Source organism: Janthinobacterium sp. CG_23.4, from assembly GCF_029892305.1.
GTDB classification, from domain to species: domain Bacteria; phylum Pseudomonadota; class Gammaproteobacteria; order Burkholderiales; family Burkholderiaceae_D; genus Janthinobacterium; species Janthinobacterium lividum_D.
The window spans coordinates 4140474-4153161 of sequence record NZ_JARXUX010000001.1 but is presented as its reverse complement, the minus strand read 5'-3'; the positions used below and the strand labels follow the sequence as shown (position 1 = coordinate 4153161).

8 protein-coding genes and 1 pseudogene are annotated in these 12688 nt (G+C 62.0%); 5 read left to right on the top strand and 4 right to left on the bottom strand.

Features of this window, described 5'->3' with window-relative positions:
• The first annotated feature begins 147 nt into the window (after positions 1-147).
• Both H4V96_RS18655 and H4V96_RS18650 read left to right on the top strand, forming a co-directional pair.
• Positions 148-2508 carry a M43 family zinc metalloprotease gene (locus tag H4V96_RS18655; RefSeq protein ID WP_280721104.1) on the top strand — a complete coding sequence of 787 codons (2361 nt, stop codon included), beginning with the start codon at positions 148-150 and terminating at the stop codon, positions 2506-2508.
• A 25-nt stretch (positions 2509-2533) separates the two neighbouring features.
• Entirely contained in the window at positions 2534-2881 is a 348-nt protein-coding gene (locus H4V96_RS18650; protein ID WP_196854978.1) for a hypothetical protein, read from the top strand.
• Positions 2882-3472: 591 nt separating this feature from the next.
• On the opposite strand, the gene parC is transcribed toward H4V96_RS18650, so the two are convergent.
• From parC to H4V96_RS18630, 4 genes and pseudogenes are all read right to left on the bottom strand, one after another.
• Complete coding sequence (gene parC / locus H4V96_RS18645; protein ID WP_010401411.1) at positions 3473-5827, bottom strand: DNA topoisomerase IV subunit A; 2355 nt, start codon at positions 5825-5827, stop codon at positions 3473-3475.
• A 48-nt stretch (positions 5828-5875) separates the two neighbouring features.
• A complete protein-coding gene (locus H4V96_RS18640) occupies positions 5876-6046 on the bottom strand; it encodes a hypothetical protein (RefSeq protein ID WP_196854979.1) in 171 nt (56 codons plus the stop codon).
• 14 nt (positions 6047-6060) lie between these two features.
• Positions 6061-6240 (bottom strand): annotated as a pseudogene (locus H4V96_RS18635) (Hsp70 family protein); the annotation flags it as partial.
• Positions 6240-8237 (bottom strand): DNA topoisomerase IV subunit B, encoded by a 1998-nt coding sequence (locus tag H4V96_RS18630; RefSeq protein ID WP_196854981.1) that lies wholly within the window; start codon positions 8235-8237, stop codon positions 6240-6242. The pseudogene H4V96_RS18635 and the gene H4V96_RS18630, both read right to left, overlap by 1 nt.
• 463 nt (positions 8238-8700) lie before the next feature.
• Between H4V96_RS18630 and kdpF the strand changes: the two genes are divergently transcribed.
• From kdpF to kdpB, 3 genes are read left to right on the top strand one after another with little or no spacing between them, the layout of a single operon-like run.
• Entirely contained in the window at positions 8701-8790 is a 90-nt protein-coding gene (gene kdpF / locus H4V96_RS18625; RefSeq protein ID WP_034746483.1) for a K(+)-transporting ATPase subunit F, read from the top strand.
• Positions 8790-10595 carry a potassium-transporting ATPase subunit KdpA gene (gene kdpA / locus H4V96_RS18620; protein ID WP_196854982.1) on the top strand — a complete coding sequence of 602 codons (1806 nt, stop codon included), beginning with the start codon at positions 8790-8792 and terminating at the stop codon, positions 10593-10595. The genes kdpF and kdpA overlap by 1 nt, the downstream gene beginning before the upstream one ends.
• Before the next feature lie 9 nt (positions 10596-10604).
• Positions 10605-12683, top strand: a complete 2079-nt coding sequence (kdpB, locus tag H4V96_RS18615) for a potassium-transporting ATPase subunit KdpB (RefSeq protein ID WP_010401407.1) — start codon at positions 10605-10607, stop codon at positions 12681-12683.
• The last annotated feature ends 5 nt before the right edge of the window (positions 12684-12688 follow it).

Genomic DNA, 12688 nt, shown 5'->3' with positions numbered 1-12688 from the left:
CGTCCCGCAAACCGCAAAGACAGCTTCGGCTGTCTTTTTTTTCGTCCTCGTTTTTTCTCTGGCGTGGCTTGCCAGCCTTGATCTGGCGCAAATGCTCGTCCTTCTGCCGTGCCATAGTGAACTGGCAAATAGACGAAGGGGGACATCATGAGTACCGCTAAAACGAAAAATTCACCAACTCCCGGCATGGCTGTCGGCAGCGCCGCCGCGCCTCTCATGCAGGCCATGCCGGTCGAAGGTGATATTCAGGCCGACGCTGATGCGGCCGGCGACGATGTCATGCCGGGACCGCGCCTTGGCGTCTCGTATGCGGACCAGGCCGCTGTCCATGCTGGCGCCACGGCCACCGACGCCAGCATGCCCGGCGGCGGCATGCAGCAGGCATCACAGAGCATGGCCGGCGCCAGTTGCATGCACGTGAGCGATGGCGGCGGCATGGGGGGCGGCGGCGATGGCGCGGGCGGTGCAGGTGGCATGGAAGGTATGGGAGGCGGGGGAGGTGGTCGAGGTGGGGGAGGTGAACAGGGCGAGGGCGGCGGCACGCCGCAAGTGCGTACCTGCGCCACCATGGATGTGCACCGGCGCCTGCTGAGCGAAGATCCGTCCTATGCGCATGTCCGCGCCGACATTGAAAATCAGGCCGGACTCTATGCGGGCGACAGCAGCATTGCCGGTCGTGCCGGCGTGACGCAGATACCGGTAGTCGTGCACGTGGTGTGGCATACCGCAGCGCAGAATATTTCGGATGCGCAGATCGCCAGCCAGATCGACGTGCTCAATCGTGACTTCCGGCGCGTCAACCCGGATGTCAACGGTACGCCGGCGCCATTCCTGCCGCTGACGTCCGACGCGCGCGTGGAGTTTGCGCTGGCCACGACCGATCCGCAGGGCGCAGCTACCAGCGGCATCGAGCGGCGCCAGACGACGCTGCCATCGTTTGGCGCGGACGATGGCGTCAAATCGCAGGCGGCGGGCGGCATGGATGCCTGGCCGGCCGATACCTACCTCAATATCTGGGTGTGCCAGCTGGGTGGCGGCTTGCTGGGCTACGCGCAGTTCCCCGGTGGCCCGGCCGCCACCGACGGCGTGGTGATACTGCAATCGGCTTTCGGCACGACCGGGACGGCAGCGCCACCGTTCCACCTGGGACGCACGGCCACGCATGAAATTGGACACTGGCTGAACCTGAACCATATCTGGGGTGATGACGGCACGGGGTGCTCGGGCACGGACAATGTGGCCGACACGCCTAACCAGGGCGGGCCGAACACCGGCCAGCCTTCGTTCCCGCATGTTTCTTGTAGCAATGGACCAAATGGCGACATGTTCATGAATTACATGGATTATGTCGACGATACGGCCATGTTGATGTTCACGGCGGGCCAGGTGGCGCGCATGCAGGCTTGTCTCGACGGTCCGCGTGCCAGCATCGGCAGCGGGACGGGCGGCACTGGCGCGCTGCCGCGCCAGAGTTCCTCCCCTGTCGTGGCCTGGGGGGCGAACCGCCTCGACGTCTTCGTGCTAGGCACGGACCGTGCACTGTGCCACAAGGCCTGGAATGGCACGGCCTGGGTGCCACCGCTGACTGATTACGAAGGGCAGGGCGGCATCTGTGCCAGTGCGCCGCAGGTGGTATCGTGGGCGCCGAACCGGCTCGATGTGTTTGTCACGGGCACTGACAGCGGCCTGTTCCACAAGTGGTGGAATGGCACTGCCTGGGCACCGTCTCTGACAGGCTATGAAGCCATGGGCGGCATGTGCGTGGGCGACCCGCGTGTCGTCGCCTGGGGGCCGAACCGCCTCGACGTGTTTGTCGTCGGTACGGACCGCGGCCTGTATCACAAGTGGTGGAATGGCGCCGCCTGGGGACCATCTTTGACGGGCTACGAAGCCATGGGCGGCATCTGCCTGGGACAGCCGGAAGCGGTTGCCTGGGGACCGAACCGCCTCGACGTTTTCCTCATCGGTTCCGACCATGCGCTGTACCACAAGTGGTGGAACGGCACGTCTTGGGGACCGTCGCTGACGGGCTATGAGCGCCTGGGGGGCGTCTGCACCTCGTCGCCGAAGGCGGTGGCGTGGGGATCGAACCGGCTCGACGTGTTTGTCACGGGCACCGATGGCGCGCTGTACCATAAATGGTGGGACGGCGCGAAATGGGGACCTTCCATCGACGGCTACGAGCGTCTGGGCGGCATCTGCGTGGGCGAGGTGGAAGCCGTATCGTGGGCGGCCAACCGGCTCGACCTGTTTGTCATCGGCACCGATAGCGCCCTGTACCACAAGGCTTGGAATGGCTCTGCCTGGACACCATCCTTGACGGGTTTTGAAAACCTGGGCGGCGTGTGCACCTCGCGGCCGCGCGCCACGGCCTGGGGCGCAAATCGGCTCGACGTGTTTGTCACAGGCACGAATGGCGCTCTGTTGCACAAGGCATGGCATGGTACGACCTGGTCGCCCTCCGTGAGCGGCTACGAAAACCTGGGCGGCGTAGTATCGTGCTTTTGATGCGATTATTTAAACAGGGGGCATCATGCACGGCATGACGATGGCTTCGCCCAGCGGCAGCTGGACGCATTCCTTCGAGGAGGATGCAGGCGGCATCGAGGTGTACCGGCCCTCGGCGACGTTCGTCTTTCCTCCCAGCCGCAAGGGACGCAAGGTGCTGGAATTCGGCGGTGCAACCGGGGCCATGGCAGGCGGTGAGGCGAGCATGACCAGCATGTCGCCCGGCCCCGATGACCGCCCCCGCGCCAGTCCGGCTACCCGGCTGCGGCCCCTGGGCATGGGGCGTTATATCTTGGGCGATGGCGTCGGGACACAGGACGTGATCGACATCGTCGAAGCAACGCCTGAGGTGCTGCGTCTGTCGCGGCGTTAAGCTTAGGCGCGCAGCGTGTACGCGAGCGCGCTGCGCTTGCCCACGCCGAGTTTCTCGTCAATCGCATGCAAGCGCTTGCGTCCGTTGGCCGGCGACTTGTCCAGTTCCCTGGCGATGCCTTATGCGGCAAGCCGCGGGCCGCCATACTCGCTACCAGCCGCTCGGCCGGGATCAAGCGCTGCATGGCAGCTCGCCTGTATTGTTCATGCCTGCTTTCTTGTCTAAGGCGGCATGCCGATGGCATGCCTGCAGGGATAACGAAAGTGCGGCAGCGTCTATAAAATATCCATAAAACTATCTGCAAATTACTTTTACCTGTTGCCGCTACGCGCCGATGGACGAAAGACAGGCGAACCTGTAATGCCGTTCAGTTAGTGTGTTAGTGATGCTATTTTTAGCCCAAGAACTAGGACAGGGGTCGGTCACTTCGTGATCGGAATGTGCTCCATTGAAGCACATTCCCCCGGCGGGTCCGACCCCAGCTCCTTGCCTCTGGGGTTAGCGAATTTACTGACGCTCATAAATCACGCCAAAACCCTTAACTGAACGGCATTGCAGGCGAACCTGTCTTTTTGACCGGGCGTATGGCGCTTAGCCGATGGCTGCCATCGAGACCGGTTTCAGCTTGGCCGCCAGCGACTTTCCCTTCTTTGCGCGCTTGCCGAAATGCTCGGCCAGGGCGGTCGCACCGAGCGACGCATCCTGCGGTTTCGATGCCCGGCCGATGCCCGACACTACCACGCCGCGCTGGGTGATAGGCTGCACGGCCAGCAGTTTGTCCTTGGCGTCCAGGTCGATCAGCTTGACGCCGGTACCGCCCTTGGTCAGGATTTTCATTTCATCGAGGCCGAACACCAGCAGGCGCGCGCCTTCCGTCAGACAGGCCAGGGCGCTGGCCGCTTCAGCGATGACTTTCGGCGCCAATGGCAGGTCACCCTCATCGAGGGTGATGAAGGCCTTGCCGGTTTTCAGGCGGCTGCTCATGTCGCCTGCCTTGGCGATGAAGCCATAGCCGGCGCTCGAGGCCAGCAGCAAATTAGTGGCGCCATTGCCCGCAAAGTAATGCAGGATGCGCACGGCATTGCCGGGCGTGCCGCCGCTCAGGTCGCACAGTGTCGTGATCGGCACACCATCGCCGCGCGCGTTGGGTAGCGCCGAGACGGGAACCGAGTAAATCTTGCCGTTGTTGCCAAAGCCCAGCAAGGTATCGACCGTGCGGCATTCGAAGGCGCCATGCAGTGTGTCGCCCGCCTTGAAGGTGAACTGCGCCGCATCGTGGCCGATGCCGGTGCGTGCGCGCACCCAGCCTTTTTCCGAAATGATGACGGTGACCGGTTCATCGACTACTTTTTGTTCCGCTACTGCTTTTTGCGCTTCCTCGATCAGGGTACGGCGCGCGTCGCCGAACTGTTTGGCGTCCGCTTCGATTTCGCGGATGACGGCGCGTTTCATCGAGCCCGGGTTGTCGAGCAGGTCTTGCAAGGATTTTTCTTCCTTGCGCAGTTCGGCCAGCTCTTGCTGAATTTTGATCGTTTCCAGGCGCGCCAGTTGGCGCAAGCGGATTTCCAGGATGTCGTCGGCCTGGCGCTCGGACAGTTTGAAGGCGTCGATCAGGGCCGCTTTCGGTTCATCCGAATTGCGGATGATCTGGATCACCTTGTCGATATTGAGCAGGATCGCTTCGCGTCCTTCCAGGATATGGATGCGGTCCTTGACCTTGCCCAGTTTGTAGCCGGTGCGGCGCGTGACGGTTTCGAAGCGGAAATCGATCCACTCGCGCAGGATGTCGCCCAGGCCTTTCTGGCGCGGACGGCCATCGCCGCCTATCATCACCAGGTTGATCGAAGTCGACGATTCCAGCGAGGTGTGTGCCAGCAGCATCAGCATGAATTCTGTCTGGTCCTGGTTCTTCGACTTCGGCTCGAACACCAGGCGCACGGGGGCGGCGCGGCCCGATTCGTCGCGGATGGTGTCGAGCGAATTGAGGATCAGCGCCTTCAGGGCCACCTGGTCCGGCGACAGCGCCTTCTTGCCCAGCTTGATCTTTGGATTGGTCAGTTCTTCGATTTCTTCGAGCACCTTTTGCGACGAAGTACCGGGCGGCAGTTCCGTCACGACGGCTTGCCACTGGCCGCGCGCCAGCTCTTCGATCTTCCAGCGCGCGCGTACTTTCATGCTGCCACGCCCGCTCGCATACATGTCGGCGATCTGCGATGGCGGCGTGATGATTTGGCCGCCGCCGGGGAAGTCGGGGCCGGGAATGATGGCCATCAGCTCGGCGTGCGTCATCTTCGGATCGCGAATCATGGCGACAGCCGCTTTTGCCACTTCCGCCAGGTTGTGCGACGGGATTTCCGTCGCCAGGCCTACGGCGATGCCGGAGGCGCCGTTCAGCAGCACCATCGGCAGGCGCGCTGGCAGCAGCTTCGGTTCTTCCGTCGAGCCGTCGTAGTTGGGCTGGAAGTCCACCGTGCCCATGCCGATTTCATCCATCAGCAGCTTGGCGATCGGCGTCAAACGCGCTTCCGTGTAGCGCATCGCCGCCGCGCCATCGCCATCGCGCGAGCCGAAGTTGCCTTGGCCATCAATCAGCGGGTAGCGCAGCGAGAAATCCTGCGCCATGCGCACCAGCGCGTCATATACGGACTGGTCGCCGTGTGGATGCAATTTACCCAGCACGTCGCCGACCACGGCCGCCGATTTGCGCGGTTTGGCCGTGGAATTCAAGCCCAGCTCATTCATCGCATACAGGATGCGGCGCTGCACCGGTTTCTGGCCGTCGCACACGTCGGGCAGGGCGCGGCCCTTGACCACCGAGATGGCGTAATCGAGATAGGCGCGCTCGGCGAAGGTAGAGAGAGTCAGCGCTTCGCCGTCGAATACCGGTTCATCCGGCAGGGTCGGCTCTGGCTTGGTATCGTCAAATAAATTGGTTTGTGTGGACATGGCGCTTGTTTCGGTGTTAGGTTGTTGCGGTTAAATTCATTGAGCTGATTATGACAGCCCGGACGCTTGTGCGGACCTGCGCTGCCGCAGACACAGATGGCGCACGGTGAAATACAGGACGGACAGCGCCAGTACGACACTCAGCTTGACGATGGCCAGCTGCGGCGGACCATCGGGCTTACTGGCGAGCAGGAAGGTGGTGGCCGCGGGCGTGATCACCAGTGGCCAGGTGGCGGGTGCGTCTGCAGGCGCCCGCGCGCGGCGCGGCCCACCAGCACGCTGCCGTCAGCGTCGATGCTGACGCACGATGGCGTCAGGTGTTCGCCCAGCGCATTCGGGATGATGCTAGCCTTGCCGTCGCGCCAGATGGCGACCAGGCCGTTGGTGGTGCCCAGGTCGATACCGATGATCATCAGATATCGGCCTCCGCCTCATTGCCGTGTTCCTCGATCCAGGCACGGCGCCCAGCCGCTTCGCCTTTGCCCATCAACATATTGAAGCGGGCGGCGCAAGCCATATGATCGATTTCGCCCAGCGTCACGGGCAGCAAACGGCGCGTGTCCGGGTTCATCGTCGTTTCCCACAGCTGTTCTGCGTTCATTTCGCCCAGGCCCTTGAAGCGCGAGATCGACCAGGCGCCCTGCTTTACGCCTTCCTTGCGCAGCTTGTCCTCGATGGCGACCAGTTCGCCGTCGTCGAGCGCATAGATTTTCTGCATTGGCTTCTTGCCGCGCGCCGGTGCATCGACCCGGTACAGGGGCGGGCGGGCGATGCAGATATGGCCTTTGTTGATCAGGGCCGGGAAGTGCTTGAAGAACAGGGTCAGCAGCAGTACCTGGATGTGCGAGCCATCCACGTCCGCATCCGAGAGGATGCAGATCTTGCCATAGCGCAGGCCGGACAGGTCGGGCGAGCTGCCCACGCTATGCGGATCGACGCCGATGGCGACTGCAATATCGTGGATCTCGTTATTGGCAAACAGGCGGTCGCGGTCTGTCTCCCACGAGTTCAAGACCTTGCCGCGCAGCGGCAGGATGGCCTGGAATTCCTTGTCGCGCCCCATCTTGGCCGAGCCGCCCGCCGAATCACCCTCGACGAGGAACAGTTCATTGCGCGTGATGTCCGACGATTCGCAGTCGGTCAGCTTGCCGGGAAGGACGGCGACGCCCGAGGATTTTTTCTTTTCTACCTTTTGCAGCGAACGCTGGCGCGACTGCGCCTGCTTGATCACGAGATCGGCCAGCTTCTTGCCGTAATCGACGTGCTGGTTCAGCCACAGTTCCAGCGGCGGCTTGGTGAAGGTCGAGACCAGGCGTACGGCGTCGCGCGAATTCAGGCGTTCCTTGATCTGGCCCTGGAATTGCGGGTCCAGCACCTTGGCCGACAGCACGAAGGAAGCGCGCGCAAACACGTCTTCCGGCAGCAGCTTCACGCCTTTTGGCAGCAGCGAGTGCATTTCGACGAAGTTTTTCACGGCGCCGAACAGGCCGTCGCGCAAGCCCGATTCGTGCGTGCCGCCATTCGAGGTGGGAATCAGGTTGACATACGATTCGCGCACGATGGCGCCTTCTTCTGTCCACGCCACGACCCAGGCCGCGCCTTCGCCTTCGGCAAAGCCTTCCGAATCCGGGCCTGCGTACTGCGCGCCTTCAAACAGGGGAATCAGGGTTTCGCCATTCGATACCTGCGCCAGCGATTCGGTCAGGTAGCCGCGCAAGCCTTCCGCGTAAAGCCAGGTTTGCGTATCGCCCGTCTTGGCGTTGGTGAGCGTGACGGTCACGCCGGGCAGCAGCACGGCTTTCGAACGCAGCAGGCGCTGCAGCTCGGTTTGCGAGATATTGGGGGAATCAAAATATTTCGCGTCGGGCCAGGCGGTGACGCGCGTGCCCGACTTCTTGCCGTCGCGCGGGGCGGGGCGGGAACTCAGGGGTTCGATCACGTCGCCATTCGCAAACACCATGTGATGCAGGCCGTTGCCGTCGCTTTCCTTGCGCCAGACGGTGATTTCCAGGCGCGTCGACAGCGCATTGGTAACGGACACGCCGACGCCGTGCAAGCCGCCCGAGAACGCATAGGCGCCGCCCGAACCCTTGTCGAACTTGCCGCCCGCGTGCAGCCGTGTAAACACGATTTCCACCGTCGGCACGCCTTCTTCCGGGTGGATGCCGACGGGAATGCCGCGGCCATTGTCTTCAACGGTGATGCTGCCATCCGTGTTTTGCGTCACGGCGATATGTGTGCAATGACCGCCCAGCGCCTCGTCGGAGGCATTGTCGATCACTTCCTGAATGATGTGCAGCGGATTCTCAGTGCGGGTGTACATCCCCGGGCGCTGCTTGACGGGTTCCAGTCCTTTCAGGACACGGATGGATGATTCGCTGTAGTCGGATGCTGATTTTTTAGTGGCCATACGTGTTCAAGCTAAGTAAAGACAGTGGTTGGAACGCCAGGCCAGTGCACTGCGGGGCGCAATGACAGCGGCGATGATAACTGTATGAATATACAGTATATCCCGTCCAGCGTCACTGGCACAGGGCAGTGCGGCAGGCATGGCGTCCTTGTGCGGACGCTCGCGCATTCTATCTTGTCCAGCGAGCAATAGCGCTACTCCAGGGCAACAAGAGTGCGCCGTACGCGTGGTTTGACGCCCATTGTGGAGGATTTTATGCGGCAAAGCCGTCGTTTTTACATCTTGTTTACAAGCACCTCTCCAGTCTTTACAAATTTTTTAGACCCTTTTGGCTAATCTGCACAGCATCAAAACAAACCTGAATGAGGGTGGGAATGGATATCGTGTATCTCGGCTTGATTGCCGTTTTTTTCGTCGTAGCGGCCGGCTTTGCCGTCGCCTGCGAAAAATTAGGGAGCGTCAAATGAACGCGTTTTATGTGCTGGGCGCCGTGGTCTCGGCTGGCCTGTTGGTGTACCTGCTGGTGGCGCTGCTGAAGGCGGAGGAACTGTGATGACGACGCAATCGATATTGCTGCTGGTGGCCTTCCTGGCCGTATTGCTGGCCGCCGGCTATCCGCTCGGCTTGTACATGGCCAGGGTGGCCGGCGATGGCCCCGTGCGCGGCCTGGGCTGGTTGCAAAAGCTGGAAAACCTGCTGTACCGCTGGTCCGGCCTGCCCGCCGACAAGGGCATGGGCTGGAAAAGCTATGCCATCGCCCTGATCGTCTTCAACACCGTGGGCGCCGTCTTCGTCTACGGCCTGCAGCGCCTGCAGGGCTTCTTGCCCCTCAATCCACAGGGCCTGGGCGCCGTCAGCCCCGATTCCTCGTTCAATACCACCGTCAGCTTCGTCGCCAATACCAACTGGCAGGGCTACGGCGGCGAACAGACCATGAGCTACCTGACCCAGATGCTGGGCATGGCATGCCAGAACTTCTTTTCGGCAGCGACCGGCATCGCCGTGATCTTCGCGCTGGTGCGCGGCTTTGCCTCGCGCTCGGGTAAATCGATCGGCAATTTCTGGGTCGACCTGGTGCGCTCCACGCTGTACATCCTGCTGCCGCTGTCGCTGGCCCTGTCTGTCGTCTTCATGGGCGAAGGCATGATCCAGAATTTTTCCGCCTACAAGGAAGTGACCCTGCTCGACCAAGTGGCGTATGAAACGCCGAAAATGACTGCCGATGGCCAGCCGGTGCTGGACGCTGCCGGCAAACCCGTCATGGAAGCCCAAGTAGCGAGCATGCAGACGATCGCCATGGGCCCCGTCGCGTCGCAGGAATCGATCAAGTTGCTGGGCACGAATGGCGGTGGCTTCTTCAACGCCAATTCCTCGCATCCGTACGAGAATCCCACCGTGCTGTCGAATTTCCTGCAGATGCTGGCCATTTTCATCATTCCCGCCGGTCTGTGCTTTACATTCGGCAGCATGGTGGGTGACCTGCGGCAGGGCTGGGCCGTGCTGGCCGCGATGACCTTGATCTTCGTCGTCATGACGGCTGGCGTGATGAGCGCCGAGCAGCAAGCCAATCCCGCCTTGCAAGCGCTGGGCGTGGACCAGCAAGTGAGCAGCCTGCAATCGGGCGGCAATATGGAAGGCAAGGAAACGCGCTTCGGCATCAGCTCCTCGACCCTGTTCGCTGCGGTGACGACAGCGGCATCCTGCGGCGCCGTCAATTCCATGCACGACTCTTACATGCCGCTGGGCGGCATGGTGCCACTGCTGCTGATGCAATTTGGCGAAGTGATTTTCGGTGGCGTGGGCACGGGCCTGTACGGCATGCTGATGTTCGCCATCCTGGCCGTCTTCATCGCCGGTCTGATGATAGGGCGCACGCCTGAATACCTGGGCAAGAAAATCCAGGCCTATGAAATGAAGATGGTCTCGCTGGCCATTCTGATTACGCCAGCCCTGGTATTGACGGGTACGGCGATCGCCGTGATGGTCGAACCTGGCAAGATCGGCGTCGCCAATCCAGGCGCGCATGGCTTCTCGGAAATCCTGTACGCCTTCACCTCGGCGGCCAATAACAACGGCAGCGCGTTTGCCGGCCTGTCCGCCAACACACCGTTCTACAACGTGATGCTGGCCATTGCCATGTGGTTCGGCCGTTTCGGCGTGATCGTGCCCGTGCTGGCAGTGGCCGGTTCGCTGGCAGCCAAGCAGCGCTTGTCGGCCAACGCCGGCACCATGCCCACCCACGGCCCCATGTTCATCGGCTTGCTGATCGGCGTGGTCGTGCTCGTTGGCGTGCTCAATTACGTTCCCGCGCTGGCCCTCGGCCCGATCGTCGAACACCTGCAACTTTTTACACAATAAGAGGCTACCATGTCACGCACAAGCCTGACCTTGTTCGATTCCGCATTGATCGGCCCCGCCATCGTCGATGCGTTCAAAAAACTCGACCCCCGCACGCAGTGGCGCAGCCCCGTGATGTTTGTCGTCTACGTGGGCAGCATCATCACGACCCTGCTGGCTATCCAGGCCATCAACGGCCAGGGTGAAGCGCCGTTCGGTTTCATCGCCGCCGTCGCCGTGTGGCTGTGGTTTACGGTGCTGTTCGCAAACTTTGCCGAAGCGCTGGCCGAAGGGCGCAGCAAGGCCCAGGCGGCCTCCTTGCGCGCCCTGAAGCAGACGGTGATGGCAAAGAAAATGCAAACACCGAAGTACGGCACCTCCTGGCTGCCTACGCCGGCAACCGATCTGCGCAAGGGCATGACGGTGCTGGTCGAGGCGGGTGACGTGATTCCCGCCGACGGCGAAGTCACGGCCGGCGTGGCCTCGGTCGACGAGAGTGCCATCACGGGCGAATCGGCGCCCGTGATCCGCGAATCGGGCGGCGACTTTTCCGCCGTGACGGGCGGCACCCGCGTGCTGTCGGACTGGCTGCTGGTACGCGTCTCGGTCAATCCGGGTGAAGCCTTCATCGACCGCATGATCGCCATGGTGGAAGGCGCCAAGCGCCAGAAGACACCGAATGAAATCGCCCTGACGATTTTGCTCGTCGCCCTGTCGATTGTCTTCCTGATCGTCACCGTGACCTTGCTGCCGTACTCGCTGTTTTCCGTAGCGGCAGCCGGCAGCGGCACGCCCGTCAGCATTACCGTGCTGATCGCGCTGCTGGTGTGCCTGATCCCGACTACCATCGGCGGCCTGCTGTCGGCCATCGGCGTGGCCGGCATGAGCCGCATGATGCAAGCCAATGTGATCGCCACCTCGGGCCGCGCGGTGGAAGCGGCGGGTGACGTGGACGTGCTGCTGCTCGATAAAACGGGCACCATCACCCTGGGCAACCGCCAGGCGTCGAGTTTTGTGCCCGCTCCCGGCGTGACAGAGCAGCAGTTGGCCGATGCGGCGCAACTCGCTTCCTTGGCCGATGAAACACCGGAAGGACGCAGCATCGTCGTGCTGGCCAAGCAGAAATTCAACATCCGCGAACGCGAGATGGCCAGCTTGAACGCCACCTTCGTGCCCTTCACGGCGCAAACGCGCATGAGTGGCGTGGATATTCCTGGCGAACAGCAAGTGCGCCAGCTGCGCAAGGGTGCAGCCGACTCCATGAAAAAGTATGTGGAAGCGCTGGGCCAGCCGTATCCGGCCGAGGTATCGCGCGCTGTCGATGATATTGCGCGCCGTGGCAGCACGCCGCTGGTGGTGGTCGACGATGGCCGCGTGATGGGTGTCGTGGAACTGAAGGATATCGTCAAGGGCGGCATCAAGGAGCGTTTTGCGGAATTGCGCCGCATGGGCATCAAGACCGTCATGATCACGGGCGACAACAAGCTGACGGCAGCGGCCATTGCAGCCGAGGCGGGCGTCGATGACTTCCTGGCCGAAGCGACGCCGGAAGACAAGCTCAAGCTGATTCGCAGCTACCAGTCCGAAGGCCGCCTGGTGGCAATGACGGGCGACGGTACCAACGATGCTCCTGCGCTGGCGCAGGCCGATGTCGCCGTGGCCATGAATTCCGGTACGCAGGCGGCGAAAGAGGCGGGCAATATGGTCGACCTGGATTCGAATCCGACCAAGCTGCTGGAAATCGTTGAAATCGGCAAGCAGATGCTGATGACGCGCGGTTCGCTGACGACGTTCTCGATTTCGAACGACATCGCCAAGTACTTCGCCATCATCCCGGCTGCCTTCGTGGGCACTTATCCGCAGTTGAAGGCGCTCGACATCATGCACCTGTCCAGCCCCGCCTCGGCCATCATGTCGGCGGTGATCTTCAATGCCCTGATCATCGTCGTGCTGATTCCGCTGGCCCTGAAGGGCGTGCAATACCGGGCCATCGGCGCGGCCAGCCTGTTGCGTCGCAATCTGCTGATCTACGGCCTGGGCGGCATCATCTTGCCGTTTATCGGGATCAAGCTGATCGACATGCTGCTGTCCGCTCTCAATTTAGTTTAAAGGAA

Excerpts from the sequence above, each read along its gene's own strand:
- H4V96_RS18655 (WP_280721104.1), top strand. The coding sequence starts at position 148 with ATGAGTACCGCTAAAACGAAAAATTCACCAACTCCCGGCATGGCTGTC.
- H4V96_RS18650 (WP_196854978.1), top strand. The coding sequence starts at position 2,534 with ATGCACGGCATGACGATGGCTTCGCCCAGCGGCAGCTGGACGCATTCC.
- parC (WP_010401411.1), bottom strand. The coding sequence starts at position 5,827 with ATGTCCACACAAACCAATTTATTTGACGATACCAAGCCAGAGCCGACC.
- H4V96_RS18630 (WP_196854981.1), bottom strand. The coding sequence starts at position 8,237 with ATGGCCACTAAAAAATCAGCATCCGACTACAGCGAATCATCCATCCGT.
- kdpF (WP_034746483.1), top strand. The coding sequence starts at position 8,701 with ATGAACGCGTTTTATGTGCTGGGCGCCGTGGTCTCGGCTGGCCTGTTG.
- kdpA (WP_196854982.1), top strand. The coding sequence starts at position 8,790 with ATGACGACGCAATCGATATTGCTGCTGGTGGCCTTCCTGGCCGTATTG.
- kdpB (WP_010401407.1), top strand. The coding sequence starts at position 10,605 with ATGTCACGCACAAGCCTGACCTTGTTCGATTCCGCATTGATCGGCCCC.